Source organism: Geodermatophilus sp. SYSU D00758 (assembly GCF_054049955.1).
Window position 1 is genome coordinate 1 of record NZ_JBJGYK010000049.1, and the last position, 23,694, is coordinate 23,694.

At 75.1% G+C, this 23,694-nt stretch carries 20 protein-coding genes; 10 read left to right on the forward strand and 10 right to left on the reverse strand.

All coding sequences use genetic code 11. The annotated features are described in order from the left end of the window. Window positions 1-128: 128 nt before the first annotated feature. Entirely contained in the window at window positions 129-1,187 is a 1,059-nt protein-coding gene (locus ACI8AC_RS22240; RefSeq protein WP_456900026.1) for a YihY/virulence factor BrkB family protein, read from the reverse strand. Between the two features lie 99 nt (window positions 1,188-1,286). Then, complete coding sequence (locus ACI8AC_RS22245; protein ID WP_456900027.1) at window positions 1,287-2,759, reverse strand: MFS transporter; 1,473 nt, start codon at window positions 2,757-2,759, stop codon at window positions 1,287-1,289. Between the two features lie 196 nt (window positions 2,760-2,955). Between ACI8AC_RS22245 and ACI8AC_RS22250 the strand changes: the two genes are divergently transcribed. After that, window positions 2,956-3,138, forward strand: coding sequence for a hypothetical protein (locus ACI8AC_RS22250; protein WP_456900028.1), 183 nt, complete (start codon window positions 2,956-2,958; stop codon window positions 3,136-3,138). Window positions 3,139-3,227: 89 nt separating this feature from the next. On the opposite strand, the gene ACI8AC_RS22255 is transcribed toward ACI8AC_RS22250, so the two are convergent. Next, complete coding sequence (locus ACI8AC_RS22255) at window positions 3,228-5,021, reverse strand: acyl-CoA dehydrogenase (protein WP_456900029.1); 1,794 nt, start codon at window positions 5,019-5,021, stop codon at window positions 3,228-3,230. A 112-nt stretch (window positions 5,022-5,133) separates the two neighbouring features. Here ACI8AC_RS22255 and ACI8AC_RS22260 point away from each other — a divergent pair, with 112 nt between their 5' ends. Both ACI8AC_RS22260 and ACI8AC_RS22265 read left to right on the forward strand, forming a co-directional pair. After that, window positions 5,134-5,610 carry a hypothetical protein gene (locus ACI8AC_RS22260; protein WP_456900030.1) on the forward strand — a complete coding sequence of 159 codons (477 nt, stop codon included), beginning with the start codon at window positions 5,134-5,136 and terminating at the stop codon, window positions 5,608-5,610. Between the two features lie 76 nt (window positions 5,611-5,686). Beyond that, window positions 5,687-6,856 (forward strand): zinc-dependent alcohol dehydrogenase, encoded by a 1,170-nt coding sequence (locus ACI8AC_RS22265; protein ID WP_456900031.1) that lies wholly within the window; start codon window positions 5,687-5,689, stop codon window positions 6,854-6,856. Between the two features lie 81 nt (window positions 6,857-6,937). On the opposite strand, the gene ACI8AC_RS22270 is transcribed toward ACI8AC_RS22265, so the two are convergent. Beyond that, the gene (locus tag ACI8AC_RS22270; RefSeq protein ID WP_456900032.1) at window positions 6,938-8,722 is read right to left on the reverse strand and encodes an MDR family MFS transporter; all 1,785 of its coding nucleotides are present in this window, start codon (window positions 8,720-8,722) and stop codon (window positions 6,938-6,940) included. Then, complete coding sequence (locus ACI8AC_RS22275) at window positions 8,719-9,225, reverse strand: MarR family winged helix-turn-helix transcriptional regulator (protein WP_456900033.1); 507 nt, start codon at window positions 9,223-9,225, stop codon at window positions 8,719-8,721. Before ACI8AC_RS22275 ends, ACI8AC_RS22270 begins: the two co-directional genes overlap by 4 nt. A gap of 217 nt (window positions 9,226-9,442) precedes the next feature. Here ACI8AC_RS22275 and hrpA point away from each other — a divergent pair, with 217 nt between their 5' ends. After that, window positions 9,443-13,402: an ATP-dependent RNA helicase HrpA gene (gene hrpA / locus ACI8AC_RS22280; RefSeq protein WP_456900034.1), complete on the forward strand. Its 3,960-nt coding sequence runs from the start codon at window positions 9,443-9,445 to the stop codon at window positions 13,400-13,402. Window positions 13,403-13,430: 28 nt separating this feature from the next. Here hrpA and ACI8AC_RS22285 read toward each other — a convergent pair whose 3' ends face one another. Next, window positions 13,431-13,790 (reverse strand): hypothetical protein, encoded by a 360-nt coding sequence (locus tag ACI8AC_RS22285; protein WP_456900035.1) that lies wholly within the window; start codon window positions 13,788-13,790, stop codon window positions 13,431-13,433. Between the two features lie 174 nt (window positions 13,791-13,964). Here ACI8AC_RS22285 and ACI8AC_RS22290 point away from each other — a divergent pair, with 174 nt between their 5' ends. From ACI8AC_RS22290 to ACI8AC_RS22315, 6 genes are all read left to right on the forward strand, one after another. Further along, on the forward strand, window positions 13,965-14,354 hold the full coding sequence (locus tag ACI8AC_RS22290; protein WP_456900036.1) for an ATP-binding protein: 390 nt from the start codon (window positions 13,965-13,967) through the stop codon (window positions 14,352-14,354). A gap of 71 nt (window positions 14,355-14,425) precedes the next feature. Continuing rightward, complete coding sequence (locus ACI8AC_RS22295) at window positions 14,426-14,590, forward strand: hypothetical protein (RefSeq protein WP_456900037.1); 165 nt, start codon at window positions 14,426-14,428, stop codon at window positions 14,588-14,590. 61 nt (window positions 14,591-14,651) lie between these two features. After that, on the forward strand, window positions 14,652-15,992 hold the full coding sequence (locus ACI8AC_RS22300) for a cytochrome P450 (protein ID WP_456900038.1): 1,341 nt from the start codon (window positions 14,652-14,654) through the stop codon (window positions 15,990-15,992). Window positions 15,993-16,143: 151 nt separating this feature from the next. Then, window positions 16,144-18,429, forward strand: coding sequence for a xanthine dehydrogenase family protein molybdopterin-binding subunit (locus ACI8AC_RS22305; protein WP_456900039.1), 2,286 nt, complete (start codon window positions 16,144-16,146; stop codon window positions 18,427-18,429). Beyond that, window positions 18,426-18,929, forward strand: a complete 504-nt coding sequence (locus tag ACI8AC_RS22310) for a (2Fe-2S)-binding protein (protein ID WP_456900040.1) — start codon at window positions 18,426-18,428, stop codon at window positions 18,927-18,929. Before ACI8AC_RS22305 ends, ACI8AC_RS22310 begins: the two co-directional genes overlap by 4 nt. Before the next feature lie 73 nt (window positions 18,930-19,002). Continuing rightward, complete coding sequence (locus ACI8AC_RS22315) at window positions 19,003-19,833, forward strand: FAD binding domain-containing protein (RefSeq protein WP_456900041.1); 831 nt, start codon at window positions 19,003-19,005, stop codon at window positions 19,831-19,833. A 44-nt stretch (window positions 19,834-19,877) separates the two neighbouring features. Here the strand turns inward: ACI8AC_RS22315 and ACI8AC_RS22320 are convergent, their stop codons facing one another. Genes ACI8AC_RS22320 through ACI8AC_RS22335 form a run of 4 tightly spaced genes read right to left on the reverse strand, consistent with a single transcriptional unit; the run spans window position 19,878 to window position 23,684 of the window. Beyond that, window positions 19,878-21,203, reverse strand: coding sequence for a sulfate adenylyltransferase subunit 1 (locus ACI8AC_RS22320; protein ID WP_456900042.1), 1,326 nt, complete (start codon window positions 21,201-21,203; stop codon window positions 19,878-19,880). Then, window positions 21,203-22,294 (reverse strand): sulfate adenylyltransferase subunit CysD, encoded by a 1,092-nt coding sequence (gene cysD / locus ACI8AC_RS22325; protein WP_456900043.1) that lies wholly within the window; start codon window positions 22,292-22,294, stop codon window positions 21,203-21,205. The genes ACI8AC_RS22320 and cysD overlap by 1 nt, the downstream gene beginning before the upstream one ends. Next, the gene (locus ACI8AC_RS22330) at window positions 22,228-22,974 is read right to left on the reverse strand and encodes an inositol monophosphatase family protein (RefSeq protein ID WP_456900044.1); all 747 of its coding nucleotides are present in this window, start codon (window positions 22,972-22,974) and stop codon (window positions 22,228-22,230) included. The genes cysD and ACI8AC_RS22330 overlap by 67 nt, the downstream gene beginning before the upstream one ends. Then, the gene (locus ACI8AC_RS22335) at window positions 22,971-23,684 is read right to left on the reverse strand and encodes a PaaI family thioesterase (protein ID WP_456900045.1); all 714 of its coding nucleotides are present in this window, start codon (window positions 23,682-23,684) and stop codon (window positions 22,971-22,973) included. Before ACI8AC_RS22335 ends, ACI8AC_RS22330 begins: the two co-directional genes overlap by 4 nt. Window positions 23,685-23,694 lie beyond the last annotated feature (10 nt).

The following is a 23,694-nucleotide window of genomic DNA, read 5'->3' on the forward strand; positions in this document are numbered from 1 at the left end:
GACCTCCGGATCGTGTGAGTGGTCGCCTTCAGCAGCTCCACTCCACGTCCGGAGGTCCTCCCTCCACAAGATCAGTCAGTCAGATCGTGTGGTCACACGTCCTCGACCAACGTTGCTGGTCAGTACACCTAGGCGGTCTTGCGCTCCTTGGGCTCGTCGCGCGCGTCGAGCTGGATCTCCTTGTCCGCGTGCGGGACGCCCTCCTTCATCTCCTTGCCGCGCTCGATCTCGGCGTCGAGCTCGATGCCGAAGAGCAGGGCGATGTTGGTCAGCCAGAACCAGATGAGGAAGACGATCACGCCGGCGAGCGCGCCGTAGGTCGCGTTGTAGTTGCTGAAGTTCGCGACGTAGAAGGCGAACAGCGCCGAGGCGACGGCCCACACGAGCAGGGCCACGGCGGCACCGGGACTCACGAACCTGAAGCCGCGCAGCTTGGCGTTCGGCGTCGAGTAGTAGAGGACGGCGATCATCAGCGCGGCGATCACGACGATCACCGGCCACTTCACCCAGCTCCACACGGTCAGGGCCGTGCTGCCCAGCCCGATCGCCGAGCCGACGGCCTCCACGACCGGGCCGCTCAGGACCAGCATCGCGACGATGACCGCGGCGAACAGGACGCCGATCAGCGTGATCAGCAGCTGCAGCGGCTTGAGCTTCCAGATCTTGCGACCCTCGGGCTTCTCGTAGACCACGTTGGCCGCACGGGTGAACGCACCGACGTAGCCCGAGGCCGTCCAGATGGCACCGGCGAGACCGAGGACGAGGCCGAAGCCCGCCGCCCCGGTGTTGCCCGCGATCTGCTGGATCACCGGCTCCAGCGTGCTGGCGGCCTGCTGGGGGATGACGGCGGTGAGCGCGTCGGTCAGCTGCTGCGGGTTGGTGAGCAGCCCGACGATGGACATCAGCGCGATGAGCGCCGGGAACAGCGCCAGCGTGCCGTAGTAGGTCAGCGAGGCCGCCCAGTCGGTGAGGTTGTCCTCGCTGAACTCCTTGACCGTCCGCTTCAGCGTGCCGCCGGCCGTGGGCTTGGTGTCGGTCCCCGTCGGGCGGGTGTCGGTGCGGGTGGCGCTGATGTTGTCGTCGTGGGGGGCCGGGTCGCCGGCGGTGTTGCCGGAGAACCGGGTGTCCCGGGCCTCGGGCGAGGTGACCTCGTTCGAGGCGCTGCGGGAGCCGCTGGGGCGGGCCATCGATCGTCCTCCGGGGGATGGGGCGTGCACACGTCTCCGATCCGGTGCCCCGGACGGTCCCGTTCCATGCCCGGCGCGGCGTGTCGGGTGTGTTGCGGTTCAGCGCACCCCGCTGACCGGGGACCACTCCCCGGCCCCGGCCGTCGCCCCGGTCTCCGGCGTGCCGCGGGCCCGCCGCCGGGAGCCGTGCAGCCCGAGCAGGGCCACCAGGACGACGACGGCGGCCGCGCCCGCCCCGACGAGCGCGACCGCGGTCGTGGCCTCCGGCGCGGTCCGCCCGGTGAGGGCGTCGGTGCCCGCGGCGAGCAGCGCCACGGTGACCGCGCTGCCCAGCGCCTGGCCGACCGAGCGGGCGATCGAGTTGACCGCGTTGGCCACGCCGGTCTCCTCGGGCCGGACGGCGGCCACCACCAGCGCGGGCAGCGCCGCGTAGGCGACGGTGGCCCACAGCTGGGTGAGCAGCCCGGCGGTCACCACCTGCCAGGGTTCGGCGCGGGCCACGGCGAACAGGCCGAACCCGGCGATCCCGGAGACGGCGCCGGTGAGCAGCGTGGGCAGCGCCCCGACCCGGGCGACGACCCGGCCCGCCACCGGCGCCAGCAGCACCCCGGCCACCCCGCCGGGGAGGAGGTAGACCACGGCCGCCTCCACCACCGAGGCCCCGAGGCCGGCCGGCGGCGGGCTCTGCACGAACGCGAGCAGACCGAGGAACGAGGCGAACAGCCCGACGCCGGTCATCAGCCCGGCCACGGTGGGCACGAGGGTCCGCGGGTCGGCCAGCAGGGCGGGGCGCACCAGCGGCTCGGCGCGCCGGCGCTGCAGGACCACCCAGCCGGAGAGCACGGCGACCGCGCCGGCGAGGCAGCCGAGGGTGGCCGGGCTCGTCCACCCCCAGCCGTTGCCCTGGGAGACCGGCAGCAGCAGGAGCACCAGGCCGGCCCCCAGCACCAGCGCGCCCCACCAGTCGACCCGCCCGCCCCCGGTCGCCGGCCGGCGCGGGAGGACGACGGCGGTGAGCGCCAGGGCGGCCAGCGAGACGGCCGCCCCGATCCAGAACGGCCCGTGGTAGTCCCCGCCGTCCCGGGTCAGCAGGGCCGCGGCGACCAGTCCCACCACGCCGCCGACGGCGAGCGTGCTGCTCACCACCGACATCGCGACGGTGAGCCGGCCGGGTGGGAGCTCCCGGCGGAGCACGCTGATCGACAGCGGGAACAGCCCGTAGGAGACCCCCTGCAGGACCCGGGCGACGATCAGGGCCGGCAGGGACGACGTCACCAGGGCCAGCAGCGTGCCGGCGCACGTCGTGGCGAGGATGCCGAGCAGCACCGGCCGCTCGCCGAAGGCGTCCCCGAGCCGGCCCAGCACCGGGGTGGAGACCGCCGCGGCCAGCAGGTTGGCGGTGAGCACCCACCCGGCCGCGGTGGGGGAGACCCCGAGCTGGTCGGCGATGGTGGGCAGCACCGGGACGACGAGGCTCTGCAGCAGGGACAGCGCCGTCGTGCCGAGGGCGAGGGTGGCGACCAGCAGGACCGGGCGCACCGGCCGCTTCCGGGCGGCGTCGGCTCGGGGCACCCCGCGATCAGATCACGGGCCCGGTGCCCGGCCGTGCACGGTCACCGGCGTCCGTGCAGGTGGGGTACGCCACACCTGCTCAGGTGAACACCTGGAATCGACGATTGAGAGGGCGTGCGGGTGGGGATGGAGCGCCCGGACGACGTGCCGCGCCGGACGCGGTACCAGCCCGAGCACACGAGACGGGGATGGACAGATGGTGTTGTGGCCTGCACTGACCCTCATCGGCTTCCTGGCGCTGACCGCGCTGGTGATCCTGATGGGGACGCAGAGCACCGCACGGTACGAGCAGGAGCAGCGCGCCGCCGCGCGCCGGACGGCGACGCCGGCACCGGCGCCGGTCGCCGCCGAACCGGTGCACGCGGCCCGCGCCGCCTGACCTGCCGACCTGCGCGCCCCGCCGCTCCCTGACGGAGCGGCGGGGCGCGGGTGTGTCCGGGCCCTCCAGCCGGTCCCCGGGGGAGTTCCTCAGAGGTGGGCGTCGGGGGTGTCGAGCACCGTGCGGTCCAGCGACTCCAGCAGGTCGAGCCAGGTGTGCACCTTGGGCAGCTCCCAGTGCTGGAAGTACCGCGCCGCGGCGCGCTTGCCCTCGTGGAAGTCGCTGGTCTGCTCCCGGGTGGCCAGCGCCTGCTCCAGCCACAGCCAGGCGACCACGGTGTGCCCGGCCGCGTCGAGGTAGGCCGACGCGTTGGCCAGGGCCAGCGCCGGGTCGCCGGTGCCCCACAGCGTGCCGGTCACCGAGACCAGCCGGGCGACCGCGGCGTCGACGTCGGCGGCGAGGTCGGCGAACGGCGTCCCGGCGGCGCGGGCCGTCGTCGCCCCGACGGTCTCGGCCAGCAGCCGCAGCCCGGCGCCGCCGTGCATCGTGACCTTGCGACCGAGCAGGTCGAGGGCCTGGATGCCGTTGGTGCCCTCGTGGATCGGGTTGAGCCGGTTGTCCCGGTAGAACTGCTCGACCGGGTAGTCGCGGGTGTAGCCGTAGCCGCCGTGCACCTGGATGGCGAGGTCGTCGGCCACCGGGCCCCACTGCGAGGGCCACGCCTTGGCGATCGGGGTGAGCGTGTCGAGCAGCAGGTGGGCGCGGGCGCGCTCCTCCTCGGTCTCCGCCGTCCGCTCCTCGTCGACCAGGCGCGCGCAGTACAGGCCGAGCGCCAGCCCGCCCTGGGCGTAGCTCTTGGCCGCCAGCAGCATCCGGCGGACGTCGGGGTGGTCGACCAGCCGCACCATCGGCGAGGACGGGTCCTTGCTGCTCGCCGGGCGGCCCTGGGTGCGGGTGCGGGCGTACTCCAGCGCGTGCAGGTAGCCGGTGTAGCCGAGGACGGTCGCGCCCATCCCGACGCCGATCCGGGCCTCGTTCATCATGTGGAACATGTAGGAGAGCCCCTTGTGCGGCTCCCCGACCAGGTACCCCACGGCGCCGGCCCGGCCGCCGGGGGTGTGCACGCCCTCCCCGAAGTTGAGCAGCGTGTTCGTCGTCCCCCGGTAGCCCATCTTGTGGTTGAGCCCGGCCAGGACGACGTCGTTGCGCTCGCCCAGCGACCCGTCCTCCTCGACGAGGACCTTCGGGACGACGAACAGCGAGATGCCCTTCACCCCGGGCGGGCCGCCGGGGATCTTGGCCAGCACCAGGTGGACGATGTTCTCGGTCAGCTCGTGGTCGCCGGCCGAGATCCACATCTTGTTGCCGAACAGCCGGTGGGTGCCGTCGTCCTGCGGCTCGGCGCGGGTGGTGATGTCGGCCAGCGACGACCCGGCCTGCGGCTCGGACAGCGCCATCGTGCCGAACCAGCGGCCCTCGAGCATCGGCCGGACGTAGGTGTCCTTCTGCTCCTGGGAGCCGTGGGCCAGCAGCAGCCGGGCGTTGCCCATGGTCAGGAAGGGGTAGCTCGACGTCCCGACGTTGGCCGCCTTGAACCAGGCGAAGGCCGCCTGCCCGACGGTCTGCGGCAGCTGCATGCCGCCGTACTCCTCGTCGAAGGTGCCGGCCATGATCCCGGACTCCCGGAAGACCGCGAGGGCCTGCCCGACCTCGGGGATCAGCTCGACGCGGCCGTCGACGAACCGGGGCTCGTTCTCGTCGGCCTTCCGGTTGTGCGGCGCGAAGTGCTCGGCGGCGATCTGCTCGGCGAGCTCCATCACCGCGTCGAAGGTCTCCCGGGAGTGCTCGGCGAAGCGGGGGCGCTTGACCAGGCTCTCGACGTCGAGCCACTCGTGGAGGAGGAACTGCAGGTCCCGGCGGGACAGGACGAGCGACGCGGGCATCGGTGCCTCCATCGGTGTCGGAACTGCTTCGGGGCGGTCGGTTGGCCCGCTCCCGCCCGAGGGTAGGTGGGCACCTGCGCGCGCCGGACGGGCGTGCGGGGAGGAGGGCCTCATGGCCGCACCGAAACTGCTCGACCGCGCCTCGGGACTGGCCGGCGCGGCGGGCGCCGAGCTGCTCCGCCGGCTGCAGCACGTCCGCCTGCCGGGCGCGGGCCAGGCGTCCACCACGGACGACCCGGGGACCGCCGCCCGGCGCTGGCGGGCGGTGACCGTGCTGCGCCCGCCGGCGGAGGTCGGCACCGGCGCGGACCTGCCGGCCCCGCTGGCCGCGCTGGGGGACCGCATCGAGGTGCGCGTGACCCCGGCGCCGGGGGACCGGGGCAGCGAGCTGGCCGCCCGGTTCCGCGACCCGGCCGGCGAGGAGGACCTCGGGCGGCTGCGCGCGGCGCTGCGCGAGGCCAAGCAGCTGCTGGAGGTCGGCGAGGTGCTCCGGGTGGACCCGCAGCCGCACGGCCGGCGGGCGGGCACCCCGCAGGGTGCCGCGCTCGAGGGGGCCGCGGCCTCGGCCGGGAAGCAGGGCGTGCTGTGAGCGGACAGGGAGCGGGCATCGCAGCGAGGTCTGCGAACGAGGAGCGGAGCGACCGCGGAAGCGAACGGGGGGTGTCATGAGGGCGGCGACCTGGACGGGCGTCAACGAGGTCTCGGTCGAGACCGTGCCCGATCCGCAGATCCTCAACGACCACGACGTCATCCTGAAGGTGCGGCGCACCACCACCTGCGGCTCGGACCTGCACCTGATCGGCGGCTACATCCCCGCCATGCGGGCCGGCGACGTGCTCGGCCACGAGTTCATGGGGGAGGTCGTCGAGGTCGGCCGGGGCGTGAGGCACCGCCGGGTCGGGGACCGGGTCGTCGTCAACTCCTTCGTCGCCTGCGGGCACTGCTGGTACTGCCGGCAGGAGCTGTACTCCCTGTGCGACAACGGCAACCCGAACCCCGGGATCACCGAGGGGCTGTGGGGGCAGAGCCCCGGCGGCTGCATCGGCTACTCGCACGCGATGGGCGGCTACGCCGGCAGCCACGCCGAGTACATCCGGGTGCCCTACGCCGACGTCGGCGCGTTCGTCGTCCCGGACGAGGTCAGCGACGACCGGGCGCTGTTCGCCTCGGACGCGGTGTCCACCGGCTGGACGGGCGCCGACCTGGCCGGCACGAAGCCGGGGGACGTCGTCGCCGTCTGGGGCGCCGGCGGGGTCGGGCAGATGGCCGCCCGCGCCGCGATGCTGCTGGGCGCCGAGCGGGTCCTCGTCGTCGACCGCATCCCCGAGCGGCTGGCCCAGGTCCGCGAGCACGTCGGCGCCGAGACGATCGACTACTCGCAGACCGACGTCCTCGCCGAGCTGCGGGAGGCGACCGGGGGCCGCGGGCCCGACGTCTGCATCGAGGCGGTCGGCATGGAGGCCCACAGCCCCGGCGTCCAGGGCGTCTACGACCAGGTCAAGCAGCAGCTGCGGCTGCAGACCGGTCGGTCGAGCGCGGTCCGCGAGGCGGTGCTGGCCTGCCGCAAGGGCGGCAGCGTCTTCGTGCTGGGCGTCTTCGCCGGGATGGTGGACAAGTTCCCGCTCGGCGCGGTGATGAACAAGGGCCTCACCCTCCGCGGCGCCCAGGTGCACGGCCAGCGCTACACCCCGCGGATCCTCGAGCACATGGCGCGCGGTGAGCTGGTGACCGAGCACCTGGCCACGCACGTCATGCCGCTGGAGGAGGCCCCGCGCGGCTACCGGCTGTTCAAGGACAAGGAGGACGGCTGCGTGCGCGCCGTCTTCACGCCGTAGCCCGGGACGATCACGGCGCCGTGACCGCTCCCGGGGGTTCCCGGGTGGTCACGGCGCCGTGATCGCGCCGGTGGCAGGCCGTCAGCCGCGGTGGCGGCCTCCGGCGTCGGCGTCGCCGGGCCGGCCCACCGGTGGGGCGACGGACGTCGGGGCCGCCGCGCCCGCCGCCTGGCTGGCCTGCGCCTCCCCGTCGGCGGCCGTGGGACGACCCGCGGTCTGCCGGGCCGCCGCCTGTGCCTGGATGCCGGACTGGTCGCGCAGCGGCAGCTCGGGCAGGAACCACAGGACGAGGAAGCCGAGCGCCACCACGGCGGCCGCGACCAGCAGCACCAGGTCGATCGAGTCGGAGAACCCGACCTCGAACGGCAGCGCGAGGGCCCGCGGCAGCTGCTGGATGAACGAGGTGTCGGACAGGTCCGCCGCACCGCCGCCGGCCAGCAGCTCCTGCAGCCGGGGGCCGAGGGCCGGTTCGGCGCGGACGGCGTCGGTGACGGCGGCGTCGATGTCCTGCGGCAGCCGGGTGAACAGCAGCGACAGGAAGGCGGCCGTGCCGATCGTGCCGCCCATCTGGCGGAAGAAGGTCACCGACGACGTGGCCACGCCCATCTCGCGCGGCGAGACCGCGTTCTGGACGGCGAGGACCACCGGCTGCATGTTCATGCCGAGGCCGATCCCCAGCAGCGCCATGAGCGGCACCAGGCTCCAGTACGAGGCGTCGGCGTCCACGACGAACGACAGCGCGACGAGTGCGGTCGTCATGAGGACGGTGCCCACCAGCGGGAAGACCCGGTACCGGCCCGTGCGCGAGATCGCCACACCGGAGCTCATCGCCCCGGCGATGATCCCGGCCACCAGGGGCAGCATCTGCAGCCCCGCCTCGGTGGGGCTGGCGCCCTGGACGATCTGCAGGTACTGCGGCAGCAGCAGCAGGCCGCCGAACATGCCGGCGCCCATGACGACGCTGCCCATCCCGGCGACGGTGAAGCTGCGGTTGCCGAACAGCCGCAGCGGCAGCAGCGCGTCCTCGCCGTAGCTCCGCTCGGCGAGCACGAAGGCGACCAGCCCCACGGCGCCGAGGGCGTAGCAGACCAGCGCCCCGCTCGACGCCCAGCCCCACGTGCGGCCCTGCTCGGCGACGATCAGCAGCGGCACGAGGCAGGTGACGAGCGCCAGCGCGCCGGGCCAGTCGATGCGGTGCTCGCGGCGCTCGTGCGGCAGGTGCAGGACCCGCATGACCACGGCGAAGGCCAGGACGCCGAGGGGGACGTTGACCCAGAAGATCCAGCGCCAGCCGTCGACCCCGAGCAGGGCGGACTGCCCGGCCAGGAACCCGCCGACCACGGGGCCGAGCACGCTGGAGGTGCCCCAGACGGCCATGAAGTAGCCCTGGTACCTGGCCCGCTGCCGCGGCGGCACGAGGTCGCCGATGATCGCCAGCGCCAGGGACATGAGGCCGCCGGCCCCGATGCCCTGCACCGCGCGCCAGACGGCGAGCTCGTACATCGACGTGGCGATGCCGCAGAGGGCCGACCCCAGGACGAAGACCGCGATCGCGAAGAGGTAGAAGGGCCGCCGCCCGTAGATGTCGGACAGCTTGCCGTAGAGCGGCGTGCTGATCGTCGAGGTGATCAGGAAGGCGGTCGTCGCCCAGGCCTGGAGGTCGTAGCCCTGCAGGTCGTCGGCGATGGTGCGGATCGCCGTCGAGACGACCGTCTGGTCCAGCGCGGCCAGGAACATGCCCAGCATCAGGCCGGCGAGCACGGTGAGGATCTGCCGGTGGGTGAAGACGCCGTCCTGGCCGGGGGCGGCGGCCGCCACGCGGGCCTCGCGCCGTTCGGCCGCGGTGGGTCGGGTGCTCGTGGTCATGGGGTCTCTCCCGGGCAGGGGACGGCGGGGTCGGCGGGGGGCAGGGAGGCGGCGACGTCGTCGAGCAGCCGACCCAGCAGCCGGGTCAGGTCGGCGAGCTCCCCGGGCGCCCAGGCGGCGGTCACCCGGGCCAGGTGCGCCTCGCGCTCGGCGCGGACGGAGCGCAGGGCCTCCCGGCCGGCGTCGGTGACGACGAGGCGGCTGGCGCGCCCGTCGGTCTCGTCGGCGACGCGCCGGACCAGGCCCTGCTCGATGAGCGCGGCGACGTGCCGGCTGACGGTCGAGGGGTCGGCGTGCACCTGCTCGGCCAGGGCGCTCTGCCGCAGGGGGCCGAGGCGCTCGAGCGGGAAGAGCAGGACGAGGGCCGCGCGCTCGCGGCCGTCGGCGACCTGGCTGTTCTTCAGGGCGTGCACCAGGCGCATGAAGCGCGGCAGCTGCTCGCCGAGGGTCCGCAGCTGCGCGGACCGGTCGTCGGTCGCCGGCTGCGCGGGGGAGGAGGGCACGGGTGCTCCGGTGGGGAGGGAGGGGGAACAGGTGCACCCTACAACCGGTTGCAGACAGCACGCATCGAGATGCGGTGCCCACGCACCTGTGCGGTCCGCCACGTCCGGCCCCCTGGCCGGGCGGTGGGATCCTGGGTCCCGGCGTCCCGGCCGGCGACCGCCGCGACCCCCGGACCGCACCGACGAGCACACCCCCCGAGGACGACGAGGAGCCCGCGTGACCACCCCGCCCGACGACCTGCGCGCGCGGCTCCCCGGGCTCACCCTCGAGGACGAGCACCGCCTGGGCCGCCGGCTCGACGGCACCCGCAGGACGCGGGACGCCGAGGCCCGCGCGCGCCAGCGGGCCCGCGTCGCCGCGGACGTCGCGGCCGCCGAGGAGCGCATCGCCCGCCGCCGGGCCGCCGTCCCGGCCGTCATCCGCTACCCCGACGAGCTCCCGGTCAGCGCGCGCCGGGACGACATCGCCGCGGCCCTGCGCGAGCACCAGGTGGTCGTCGTGGCCGGGGAGACCGGGTCGGGGAAGACGACCCAGCTGCCGAAGATCGCCCTCGAGCTGGGCCGGGGCGTCCGCGGCCGGATCGGGCACACCCAGCCCCGCCGGATCGCCGCCCGCACCGTGGCCGAGCGGGTCGCCGAGGAGCTCGGCACGCCGCTGGGCGGGGCGGTGGGCTGGAAGGTCCGCTTCACCGACCAGGTGGGCGACTCCACCCTGGTCAAGGTCATGACCGACGGCGTGCTGCTCAACGAGATCGGCCGTGACCGGCTGCTGCGCCAGTACGACACCCTGATCATCGACGAGGCGCACGAGCGCAGCCTCACCATCGACTTCCTGCTCGGCTACCTGGCCCGGCTGCTGCCCCGCCGTCCCGACCTCAAGGTCGTCATCACCTCGGCGACCATCGACGTCGACCGGATCGCCGGGCACTTCAGCGGCGAGGGCGCCCGCGTGCCGGTGGTGGAGGTCAGCGGGCGCACGTACCCGGTCGAGGTCCGCTACCGGCCGGTGGTCGACCCCGACGACCCGGACTCCGACCCCGACCGCGACGAGGTCACCGCGATCGGCGACGCGGTCGAGGAGCTGGTCGCCGAGGGCCCGGGCGACGTCCTGGTGTTCCTCGCCGGCGAACGCGAGATCCGCGACACCGCCGACGCCCTCGGCGACCGCTTCCCCGGCGTGGAGGTGCTGCCGCTCTACTCGCGGCTGTCGACCGCCGACCAGCACCGGGTGTTCGCGCCGCACACCGGGCGGCGGGTCGTGCTGGCCACCAACGTCGCCGAGACCTCCCTGACCGTGCCCGGCATCCGCTACGTCGTCGACACCGGCGTCGCCCGGATCTCCCGCTACAGCGCGCGGCTGAAGGTGCAGCGGCTGCCCATCGAGCCGGTCAGCCAGGCCTCGGCGCGCCAGCGCTCGGGCCGCTGCGGGCGCACCAGCGAGGGCATCGCGATCCGCCTCTACAGCGAGGAGGACTTCGAGAGCCGGCCCGAGTACACCGACCCGGAGATCCTGCGCACCAGCCTGGCGTCGGTGCTGCTGCAGATGGCCGCGCTGGAGCTCGGTGACGTCGCCGACTTCCCGTTCATCGACCCGCCGGACCGCCGCGCGGTCGCCGACGGCCGGGCCCTGCTCGAGGAGCTCGGCGCGCTGGACGGCTCCGCCGACAGCCCCACCCGCCGGCTCACGCCCACCGGCCGGGCCCTGGCCGCGCTGCCGCTGGACCCCCGCATGGCCCGCATGGTGGTCGAGGCCGACCGCCGCGGCGTTCTCGAGGAGGTGCTGGTGATCGCCGCCGGGCTGACCATCCAGGACCCCCGCGAGCGGCCGGGCGAGCACCAGCAGGCCGCCGACCAGGCGCACGCCCGGTTCGCCGACGAGAACTCCGACTTCCTGGCCCTGCTCAACCTGTGGCGGTACCTCGGCGAGCAGCAGGAGGCCCTCTCGGGCAGCCAGTTCCGCCGCACGATCAAGCGCGAGTTCCTGCACTACCTGCGCATCCGCGAGTGGCAGGACCTGCACGGACAGCTGCGCAGCACCGCCCGCCGGCTCGGCATGTCGGTCGGGCAGCTCGCGGCGGAGCCCGACGAGCGCGGCATCCACGCCGCGCTGCTGGCCGGCCTGCTCTCGCACGTCGGCGTCCAGGTCGAGGACGCCCGCGGCGGCGACCGGCGGCGCGGCAGCCGGGAGTACCTCGGCGCCCGCAACGCCCGGTTCGTCATCGCCCCCGGGACGCCCCTGGCCCGCAAGCCGCCCCGCTGGGTCGTCGCCGCCGAGCTGGTCGAGACCAGCCGGCTGTTCGCCCGCACCGTCGCCCGGGTCGACCCGGAGGTCGTGGAGCGGCTGGCCGACCACCTCGTGAAGCGGCAGTACTCCGAGCCGCGGTGGGACGCCAAGCGCGGCTCGGTCGTGGCCACCGAGCGGGTCACCCTCTACGGCATCCCGCTGGTCGTCGGCCGCCGGGTGCAGTACGGCTCCATCGACCCGGTCGTCTCCCGCGAGCTGTTCATCCGGCACGCCCTGGTGCAGGGCGAGTGGACGACGCACCACCGCTTCTGGCACGACAACCAGAAGGCGATGCAGCGGGTCGCCGAGCTCGAGGAGCGGGCCCGCCGCCGCGACATCCGGATCGACGACGAGACGCTGTTCGAGCTCTACGACGCCCGCGTGCCGGCCGACGTCGTCTCCACCCGGCACTTCGACCGGTGGTGGAAGCGCGCCCGCCACGAGCAGCCGGACCTGCTCACCCTCACCCCGGAGATGCTCACCGACGCCGCGGCCGCGGAGCAGGTGCGGGTCGAGGACTTCCCCGACCAGGTGCCGCTGACCCAGGGGCTGACCCTGCCGCTGTCCTACGCGTTCGCCCCCGGCGCCCCGCAGGACGGCGTCACCGTCGACGTCCCCCTCGCCGTGCTCGACACGGTCGCCGAGCGGACGTCGGGGGAGTCGCTGGCCTTCACCGTCCCGGGCCTGCGCGAGGACCTGGTCACCGCGCTGCTGCGCACGCTGCCCAAGCAGACGCGCCGCGCGCTGGTGCCGATCCCCGACCGGGTGCGCGAGGTGCTGCCCCGCATCCAGCCCACGGAGCCGCTGCTGCCGGCGCTGGAGCGGGAGCTGCGCCGCGCGGCCGGCGTGGTCGTCCCGCCCGACGCCTGGCGGCCGGCCGAGGTGCCCGACCACCTGCGGGCCACCTTCCGCGTCGTCGACGACCGGCACCGCGAGCTCGCCACCGGCAAGGACCTGCAGGCCCTCCGGGCGCAGGTCGCGCCGCAGGCGCGCGCCAGCCTGGCCGCGGCGGCCTCCGACCTCGAGCGCACGGGGCAGACCACCTGGACGTTCGGCACCCTGCCGCGCACCGTCGAGGTGCGCCGCGGCGGCCACGTCGGGACCGCCTACCCGGCGCTGGTCGACGAGGGGACGACGGTCGGGGTGCGCGTGGTCGCCACCGAGGCCGAGGCCACCCGGCTGTCCTGGCGCGGCGCCCGGAGGCTGCTCGTGCTGGCGGCCGGGTCACCGACGGCGAAGGTGGTGAAGGGTCTCGGCCCGCGGACCCGGCTGGCGCTGCAGTTCAACCCCGACGGCGAGATCCCGGCCCTGGTGGACGACTGCGTCGACGCCGCCGCCGACGAGCTGGTGGCCGCCGCCGGCGGCCCGCCGCGGGACGAGGCCGCCTTCGCGGCGCTGCTGCAGACCGCCCGGGAGCGGCTGCACCCGCTGGCGGTGGACACCGTGCAGCGGGTCGAGGCGGTGCTCACCCGGGCGCGCGAGGTCGCGGTGGCCATCGGTGCGGCGCCGGGCCGGCGGGTGCCCGAAGCGGCGCTCGCCGACCTGCGCCGGCAGATGGGCGGGCTGCTGCACCGGGGGTTCGTCGCCGCGACCGGCCGCCGGCGGCTGCCCGACGTCGTCCGGTACCTGGCGGCGATGCTGCACCGGCTGGAGAAGCTGCCGGCCAACGCCGTCCGCGACGAGCTGTGGACGCAGCAGGTCGCGGCGGTCACGGCCGAGTACGAGCAGCTGCGCCGGGAGCTGCCGCCCAGCGGCGCGCCCGACGACCCGGTGACCCGGGTGCGCTGGATGGTGGAGGAGCTGCGGGTCAGCCTGTTCGCGCAGGCGATCGGCACCCCGCGGCCGGTCTCGCAGCAGCGGGTCTACAAGGCCATCGACGCGATCGGCGCCTGAGCCCGGCCCGTGCGCGCCGGGCGCCGGGTCAGGCGCCCGGCGCCTGGCCGGGGCGCTCGCGCAGCAGCGCGGAGATCCGCTGCCGGGTCACCCCGTACAGCGCGGCGATCCGGTTGATGCTCACCTGCTCGGCCTGCAGCGCGTGGGCCTGCTCGCGCCGCCAGGCCCCGCCCGCGGTGGCGAGGGTGCCCATCACCGAGCTGAGCCGCTCGACGACCAGGGGGCGCTCCTCGGCGCTGACGATCTCCAGCCAGGGCCGCCCGGTCTCCCGCTGGGCGAGCAGCTGCTCGGCGCGCTGCCGGGCCGCGGCCAGCTCGTCGCCGCACTCCTCGAGGGCGGTGACCAGGGCGCGCAGCGCCTCGGCGGCCTCGTCGCGCTCGACGGACACGTCGCCTCCTCGGGTCCCGAACAGGTTGCACACTACACGACTGCACAGGTGTTGCATGCAACGGCCATGACATGCAACGGTCGTTGCATCGGTGCGCGTGGTGTGGTTCCGTTGCTCCCGACGGGATGGTGCGCGATCGGCCGCTCGGGTCCCGTCCCGGACGAACGGGGACCGATGACCACCCTCACCGCCGCCGTGGACCTGCCGCCGGTGCCGCGCAGCGTGCCCGCCGCCCGGCACGCCGTCCGGGAGGTGCTCGCCGCCTGGGAGGCCCCCCAGGACCGCGACGACGCCGCTCTGCTGGTCACCGAGCTGGTCTCCAACGTCGTCGACCACGTCGCCGGCGAGGCGGCGATCCGGCTGGAGCTCGAGTACTCCGACGGCTGGCTGCGCATCGCAGTGCTCGACGGGTCCGCGGTCCGGCCGGTGGTCCGCGAGCTCGACACCGGCCGCCCCCGCGGCCGGGGGATGCTGCTGGTGCAGCTCATCGCCGACCGGTGGGGGGCCGAGGACCACGAGGGCGGCAAGCGGGTCTGGTTCGACCTCGGCCCGCCGGGGGTCTGAGCCGGGTTTGCGGACGGCGGCTCGCGGGGAGGCCCGTGGGGGACGAGTCCGATCCGACCCGAGGAGTGGGGATGAGCGAGCCGAACGGCCGCAGCGAGAGCGCGGGCGAGGGCCTCTCCGACGAGGAGATGGTGCGCACCGTGGCCGAGCAGACCGACAGCACGTCCGAGCACGCCGACGTGGCGGGCAAGGACTGGGACGGCGACCCCGGCGCCGCCCCCGACCCGAACAGCTGACCCGCGGGGGGCGGCGCCGGCCCCGGTGCCGCCCCCGTCGCCCGTACCGGAGGGAGGGGGCGTGCCGACCGCTCCCGGCCGCGGTGCCCGGCCGGCCGTGCTGCGCCCCGCGCGGGCCCTCGCCCGGTGGTCGCTGCGGCACGGACTGCCCGCGGCGCACCTCCGCCGCGCCGCCCGTCGCGGGGACCCGGTGGCGCGGCTGCTGCGCGACCCCGCCGTCCGCGAGGACCCGCGGGCCGTGCACGAGCAGGTGCGCTCCCGCGGACCCCTGGCCGGCAGCGCCCTCGGCCCGGTCACCGCCGCGCACGCCGTCGCCGCCGAGGTCCTGCGCTCCGACCGCTTCGGGGTGGGGTTCGACTGGTCGCGGCTGCCCCGGCCGGCCCGCCGGTTGCTGGCCTTCGGTGACGACCCGGCGGTCACCGGTGTCGCCGAGCCGCCGTCCATGCTCGTGGTGGACCCGCCCGACCACACCCGCTACCGCCGCCTGGTCAGCGGCGCCTTCACCCCGCGGGCGGTGGCCGCCGCCGAGGACCGCGTGCGGCGCACCGCCGACCGGCTCCTGGACCGGCTGGAGGCCCGGGCCCGCGCGGGGGACGAGGTCGACCTCGTCGCCGCCTACGCCGCCCCCCTCCCCGTCCTGGTCATCGCCGACCTGCTCGCCGTCCCGGCCGACCGCGTCGACGACTTCCTCCACTGGGGCGCCGCCGCGGCCGCCACCCTCGACCCCGGGCTCCCCCCGCGCCGCTTCCTCGCCGGGGACCGGGCGCTGCGGGCGCTGCACGGCTTCCTCGAGGCCCACTTCGACCGGCTCCGCCGGGACCCCGGCGACGACCTGGTCAGCTCCCTGGTGGCCGCCCGCGACGAGGACGCGCTCACCGACCGCGAGCTGCACGCGACCGTGATGCTGCTCCTCGGCGCCGGGTTCGAGACCACGGTCAACCTGCTCGGCAACGCCGTCGTCCTCCTCGACGCCCACCGCGACCAGTGGGAGGGGCTGGCGGCCGAGCCCGGGCGCTGGCCCGACGCGGTGGAGGAGGTGCTGCGCCACGACAGCCCGGTGCAGATCACCGGGCGCACGGCCCGGGTGGAGACCGAGCTGGCCGGTCGCCGGCTGCACCCAGGCGACCGCGTCACGGTGCTGATCGGCGCGGCCAACCGGGACCCCGACGTGTTCGCCGACCCCGACCGCTTCGACGTCACCCGGACCGACGCCCGCGCGCACCTGGCCTTCTCCGCCGGCCCGCACTACTGCGTCGGGGCGGGGCTGGCCCGGCTGGAGGGGGTCGTCGGCCTGCGGGCCCTCACCGAGCGGTTCCCCGGGCTGCGGGTGGCCGGCCGGCCCGAGCGCCGCGACCTGGTCACGCTGCGCGGGGTGGAGCACCTGCCGGTGCGGCTGCGCTGAGCGCCGCCGCCGGGCGGCCCGTGCGGCAGCCGGCCCGCGTGCGAGGGGGACGGGGGGCGGTCGCCGTCCCGCCCCGCGGGAGGGGGGTTGGCGGAGTGGCCCGCGGTCGGAAATAGTGATCGCGGTCTCCCGCCCGACGGAAAGTGAGCGCATGAGCATCCTCGGTACCCGCGTGGTCCGCACGGAGGACCCGCTGTTCCTCACGCGTGGTGCGACCTACACCGACGACCTGGTCGACGACCGGCTCACCGGAGCACTGCACGTGACCTTCGTCCGCTCGCAGGTGGCCCACGGCCGGCTGCTGTCGGTCGACGCCTCCGCCGCCCGCGAGGCGCCCGGCGTCGTGGCCGTCTACACGGCCGAGGACTGCGCGGACCTCGCGCCGATCCCCGCGGGACTGCCGATGGTCCCGCCCGCCATGCAGCGGCCCTGGCTGGCCCAGGGCAAGGTGCGCTTCGTCGGCGACATCGTCGCCGTCGTGCTCACCGAGGAGCGCTACCAGGGCGAGGACGCCGCCGAGCTGGTCTCGGTCGACATCGACCCGCTGCCCGCGGTGGTCACCACCGCCGACGCCGCGGCCGGCGAGGTGCTGCTCTTCGAGGACGCCGGCACGAACGTCATGGCCACCTTCGGGGAGCCCGCCCCGGCGGACTTCTTCTCCGGCTGCGAGGTCGTGGTGGAGCAGCGCATGGTCAACCAGCGGGTGGCCCCCGTGCCGCTGGAGACCCGCGCCGCCGCCGCCGCGTGGGGGGACGACGGCCGGGTCACCATCTGGTGCACCAACCAGGGCGCGCAGCAGGCCAAGGGCGAGATCGCCGGCTGGCTCGGGCTGGACCCGGCCCGGGTGCACCTGATCACCCCGGACGTGGGCGGCGGCTTCGGCGCGAAGATCGGCGCCGACCCCGAGTACGCCTTCGCGGCCTGGCTGGCGCAGCGCGCCGGGCGGCCGGTCCGCTGGACGGAGAACCGCTCCGAGAACCTGGTCGGCATGCTGCACGGCCGCGGCCAGGACCAGACGGTCCGGATCGGCGGCCGCCGCGACGGCACCATCGAGGCCTACAGCATCTCCGTCGACCAGGACGGCGGCGCCTACCCGCGGGTCGGGATCATCCTGCCGACGCTCACCATGCTCATGGCCGCGGCGACCTACGCCTTCCCCAAGGTGCACGCCCACGGCCGGGCGCTGGCCACCAACACCACCTCGATCGGGGCCTACCGCGGCGCGGGCCGCCCCGAGGCGACCGCCGCGGTCGAGCGGGCGGTCGACCTGTTCGCCGCCGAGATCGGCATGGACCCCGCCGAGGTCCGCCGCAAGAACCTGGTCCCGTCCTTCTCGGAGCCGCACACCACCCCCTCGGGGGCCACCTACGACTCCGGCGAGTACACCGCGGCCCTGGAGAAGGCGCTCGAGGCGGCCGGGTACGACGAGCTGCGCGCCGAGCAGGCCCGCCGCCGGGAGCGCGGGGACGCGCGGCAGCTCGGCATCGGCCTGTCGACCTACGTCGAGATCACCGGGGCCGACACCGGCCTGGGCTCGGCCGAGTCCGCCGAGCTGGAGGTGCACCCGGACGGGACGGCGACCGTGCTGACCGGCACCTCGCCGCACGGCCAGGGCCACGCCACGGCCTGGGCGATGCTGGCCAGCGACCAGACCGGCATCCCCGTCGAGAAGATCACCGTGCTGCACGGCGACACCGACCGCATCCCCCGGGGTGGCGGGACGATGGGCTCGCGCAGCCTGCAGCAGGGCGGCGCCGCGGTGCACCAGGCCGCCGTCGAGCTGGTCGCGCTGGCCAAGCAGCGGGCGGCCGAGCGGCTGGAGGTCGACCCCGCCGACCTCGAGCTGGACCTGGCCGGTGCCGCGCTCGCCGTGCGCGGCACGCCCGGCGCCGGGGTCACCCTCGCCGAGCTCGCCGCCGACGAGCCGCTGGTGGTGCAGACCCGCTTCGAGGCGGCCGCGCCGACCTTCCCGTTCGGCGCGCACGTGGCCGTGGTCGAGGTGGACGTCGAGTCCGGCAAGGCCGAGCTGCAGCGGCTGGTCGCCGTCGACGACGCCGGCACCATCGTCAACCCGCTGCTGGCCGAGGGGCAGCGGCACGGCGGCTACGCGCAGGGGGTGGCGCAGGCGCTGCTCGAGGAGGTCCTCTACGACGCCGACGGCAACCCGCAGACCTCCACCCTGGCCGACTACCCGTTCGTCTCGGCGACCGAGCTGCCGAGCTTCGAGCTGGTGGACATGGCCACGCCCACGCCCATCAACCCGCTGGGCGCCAAGGGCATCGGGGAGGCGGGCACGATCGGGTCCACGCCCGCCGTCCACAACGCCGTCATCGACGCCGTGTCGCACCTCGGCGTCCGGCACATCGACATGCCCACCACGCCGATGAAGGTGTGGCGGGCGATCCAGCAGGCCCAGCAGGGAGGCAGCAACGCATGAAGGTCTCGATGACCGTCAACGGTCAGCAGCACACCGACGACGTGGAGCCGCGGCTGCTGCTGGCGCACTACCTGCGCGACGTCCTGGGGCTCAAGGCCACCAACATCGGCTGCGACACCACGTCGTGCGGGGCCTGCACGGTGATCGTCGACGGCCTGTCGGTGAAGTCGTGCACGGTGCTGGCGGCCCAGGTCGACGGCTCGCAGGTCACCACGCTCGAGGGCCTCGCCGGCCCGGACGGCGAGCTGCACCCGATGCAGAAGGCGTTCCGCGAGGAGCACGGGCTGCAGTGCGGGTTCTGCACGCCGGGCATGGTGATGGCGGCGATCGGCGTCCTCGCCGACAACCCCGACCCCAGCGACCGCGAGGTCCGGGAGGGGCTGGAGGGCAACCTCTGCCGGTGCACCGGCTACCACAACATCGTGCGGGCGGTGCAGTCCGCGGCCAAGGCCGGCCCCGCGGCCGGTCAGGTGCCGCAGGGCCAGGAGGTGGCCCGATGACCGAGCTCGCGAGGGCATCCATGGACATGGCATCTCGGGTCACGCGCCCGACGAGCGCCAGCGAGGAGGAAGCGTGATCCCCGGGGCGTTCGAGTACGTGCGGCCCGGCTCGGTGGAGGAGGCGGTCGCGGCCCTCGTCGAGCACGGGGACGATGCCAAGCTCATCGCCGGGGGGCACTCGCTGCTGCCGCTGATGAAGCTGCGGCTGGCCATGCCCGCGGTGCTGGTCGACATCAGCCGGATCCCCGACCTGTCCTACGTGCGGGTCGAGGGGGACGAGGTGGCCATCGGCGCGGGCACCCGGCACTTCGAGCTGGAGAAGGACGACGTCGCCCGGGCCGAGGTGCCGATCCTGCCGTACGCCGCCAGCCAGGTCGGCGACCCGCAGGTGCGGCACCGGGGCACGCTCGGCGGCACGGTGGCGCACAGCGACCCGGCGTCCGACCTGCCCACGGCGCTGCTGGCGCTGGGGGGCAGCGTCGTCGTCCAGGGGCCGGAAGGCCGCCGGAGCATCCCGATGACGGAGTTCTGGCTCGGTTTCTACGAGACCGCGCTGGCCGAGGACGAGGTCATCGTCGAGGTGCGGGTGCCGCGTACCGGTTCGGCCGGCTGGGCCTACGAGAAGTTCACCCGGCGGGCCAACGACTGGCCGATCGTCGCCGTGGCCGCCGTCGAGGGCCGCGTGGCGCTGGCCAACATGGCCGGGGCCGTGGTGCGGGCCACCGCCACCGAGGAGGCGCTGGCCCGCGGCGCGTCGATCGCGGAGGCGGCCGGGCTGGCCGACGAGGGCACCAGCCCGTCGTCGGACATGCACGCCGACCCGGAGTACCGCCGGCACCTGGCCCGGCTGCTCACCCGCCGGGCGCTGGAGAAGGCGTCCGGCGCGGGAGCCGCCGCAGCCTGAGGAAGGACGCCGCCGGGACCGCGCGGTCCCGGCGGCGTCGATCGTCAGCCGGCGGGGGTGAGCATCCCCGCGCCGACGGTGGCGTTCGTGGCCTCGTCGACCAGGATGAACCGCCCCGTCGCCCGGTTGCGGGTGTAGTCGTCGACGAACAGCGGCTGGGTGGTGCGCAGCCGCACCCGGCCGATGTCGTTGAGCCCCAGCTCGGTGGCGTCGAGGTCGCGGTGCAGGGTGTTCACGTCCAGCCGGTAGGCGAGGTCCTTGACCATGGCGCGCACCGTCCGGGTCGTGTGCTTGACCGCCAGGCGCTGGCGCGGTCGCAACGGCTGGTCGGTCATCCAGCACACCAGCGCGTCGAGGTCCTGGGTCGTCTCGGGCCGGTTGCCGGGCCGGCAGACCAGGTCGCCGCGGGAGACGTCGAGGTCGTCGGCGAGCCGGAGCGTCACCGACATCGGCGGGAAGGCCTCGTCGAGCGGTCCGCGCGGCCCGTCGATCCCGGCGATCGTGGTGGTCAGCCCGCTGGGCAGCACCACCACCTCGTCGCCGGTGCGCAGCACACCGCTGGCCACCGTGCCGGCGTAGCCGCGGTAGTCGTGGAACGCGTCGGACTGCGGGCGGACGACGTACTGCACCGGGAACCGCGCGTCGGTCAGGTTGCGGTCGCTCGCCACGTGCACGTGCTCCAGGTGGTGCAGCAGCGTCGGGCCCTGGTACCAGGGCGTGCGGTCCGAGTGGGTGACGACGTTGTCGCCGTGCAGCGCCGAGATCGGCACGACCGTCAGGTCGGGGACGTCGAGCTTGGCGGCGAAGGCGCTGAACTCGTCCCGGATGCGCTCGTAGACCTCCTCCGACCAGTCGACGAGGTCCATCTTGTTGACCGCGACGACCAGGTGCGGAACCCGCAGCAGGGAGGCGAGGAAGGCGTGCCGGCGGCTCTGCTCGACCATGCCCTTGCGGGCGTCGACGAGGACGATCGCCAGGTCCGCGGTCGAGGCGCCGGTGACCATGTTGCGCGTGTACTGCACGTGCCCGGGCGTGTCGGCCAGGATGAAGGTCCGCCGCGGGGTGGCGAAGTAGCGGTAGGCCACGTCGATGGTGATGCCCTGCTCCCGCTCGGCCCGGAGGCCGTCGGTGAGCAGCGCGAGGTCGACGTAGTCGCCCTTGCTGGCGCGGGCGACCGCCTCGTACTGGTCCTCGAAGATCGCCTTGCTGTCGAACAGCAGCCGGCCGATCAGCGTGCTCTTGCCGTCGTCCACCGAGCCGGCGGTGGCGATCCGCAGGATGTCCTTGCGGGCGGTGGCCAGCTCGGCGGCGTGCTCGGCGGCGGCCGAGTGGACGTCGACGGGGGAGGTGGTGCTCTCCACGGGTGCCATCAGAAGTACCCCTCCTTCTTCCGGTCCTCCATGGCGGCGTCGCTCACCTTGTCGTCACCCCGGGTGGCGCCGCGCTCGGTCATGCGGGTCACCGCGATCTCGGCGATGACCTCCTCCACCGTGGTCGCCTCCGACCGCACCGCGGCGGTCAGGTTGGCGTCGCCCACCGTCCGGTAGCGCACCACGGCCCGGAAGGTCCGCTCGCCCTCGCGGGGCCGGACGAACTGGTTGACCGCGTAGAGCATCCCCTGCCGGTCGACGACCTCCCGCTCCTGGGCCAGGTACAGCGGCGGGATGGCGATCTGCTCGCGGGCGATGTACTGCCAGATGTCCAGCTCGGTCCAGTTCGACAGCGGGAACACCCGGAGGGACTCCCCGAGGTGGATGCGGCCGTTGTAGAGGTCCCAGAGCTCCGGTCGCTGGTTCTTGGGGTCCCACTGGCCGAACTCGTCGCGGAAGGAGAACACCCGCTCCTTGGCGCGCGCCTTGTCCTCGTCGCGGCGGGCGCCGCCGAACAGCGCGGTGAACCCGTGCTGCTCCACGGCGTCGAGCAGCACCGGCGTCTGGATGCGGTTGCGCGACCCGTTGGGCTCCTCGCGCACCGTGCCCGCGGCGATCGCGTCGGGCACCGAGGCGACGACGAGCTCCACGCCGAGCTCGGCGACCCGCTTGTCCCGGAACTCGAGCACGTCGTCGAAGTTCAGCCCGGTGTCGACGTGCATGACCGGGAACGGGATCCGGGCCGGGGCGAAGGCCTTGCGGGCCAGCTCCAGCATCACGATGGAGTCCTTGCCGCCGGAGAACAGCAGCACCGGCCGCTCCGACTCGGCGGCGACCTCGCGGATCACGTGGATGGACTCGGCTTCCAGGGTCTCCAGCTGGGAGAGCCGGTAGTCGGGAGTGGTCACGGCACGGTCTCCGGAGGTCGGGGCGGGGCGCACGGGGCGGGTGACGAGCGGAGGGCTCGAACCAGCACCAACCGCACCGGTTCGGTCGGGATTCCCGTCCAGTGTCCGCCATCGGCTCACCCGGGGGGACGTGACCCCTCTCGCACCGCGGCCAGCAGCCGGTCCGCGAGCTCGGGGCGGCACACCAGGAGGTCGGGCAGCCAGGGGTCGGGCTCGTTGTAGCGCAGCGGCGAGCCGTCCAGCCGGACGGCGGTCAGCCCGGCGGCCCGGGCGACCGCCACCGGGGCGGCGGAGTCCCACTGGTACATCCCGCCGTCGTGCACGTAGGCGTCCACCTCGCCGCGGACGACCGCGGTCACCTTGTAGCCGGCCGACCCGAGCGGGACCAGCTCGGCGTCCAGCGCGGCCGCGGCGGGCCCGGCCTGCGCCGGGGGGCGGGTGCGGCTCACCGCCACCCGCAGCCGGCGCCGCCCGGCGGGCGGCACGGCCGGCGGCGGGTCGGTCACCAGCACCTCCCCGAGCGCGGGCAGGGCGACGGCGGCCGCGGTCAGGTCCCCCGCCGACCACAGCGCCACGTGCACCGCCCAGTCGGCCCGCTCCGGGTCGCCGTACTCCCGGGTGCCGTCCAGGGGGTCGACGATCCAGACCCGGTCGGCGGCCAGGCGCCGGCGGTCGTCGGCGGCCTCCTCGCTGAACACCACGTCGTCGGACCGGTGGTCGGCCAGCACCCGGGTGATGGCCCGCTGGGCCGCGGCGTCCCCCGCGTCGCCGAGGGCCCGGCCGGTGAGCCCGCCGGCCCGGAGCCCCACCAGCGCCTCCGCGGCGGCCCGCGCCGCCGCCGCGGCGACCGCGACGTCGGTCACGCCCCCTCCCCGGGCACGCTCGTCGCGTCGGTGGGGCGCCGGGGCGGGGCGTGGCGTCCGCGCGCGTCGGTGATGGCCCCGAAGTAGTCGGCGTGCCGGTCGGCGCGGGGCATGACGAACACCCCGCGCGCGGCGACGAGCGGCTCGTCGGGCGCGGCCTCGGTCGCGATGCCCCCGCCGAGGTCGACCCGCCGGCCGGAGGCCCCGGTCACCGAGGCCCGCAGCACCAGCGGGGTGTCCAGCGGCACGGGACGCCGGTACTCGAGCTCCAGCCGGGCGGTCATGCCCCACAGCCCGGCCGCGATCGCCGCCGCGCCCAGCAGCTGGTCGGCCAGCAGCGCGCTCACCCCGCCGTGCACGTACCCGGGCGGGCCCTCGAAGGCCGGGCCGAGGGTCGCCCGGCCGAGCACGCCGCCGTCGGTGCGCCGGAAGCGCACCGGTGGCGCCAGGGCGCTGCCCACGCCGGACACCGGGTTGTAGACCCGGCGGAACACGACCGGGTCGTCCAGCGCGGGCAGCCGCGTCACCGGCCGCTGCGCCGTGGTCAGCCGCGCGGTCAGCTCCCGCACCGCCGCGGCGGTCGCCCGCAGGTCGGCCGCCGGCACGGTGGTGCGCACCGAGGCGTCGACCAGCCCGCGCAGGGCGGTGCCCAGGTCGGTCACCGCGGCCATGAGCTCGGGGTCGTACGGCTGCCCGTCGTCGGTCTGCACGACCGGACGG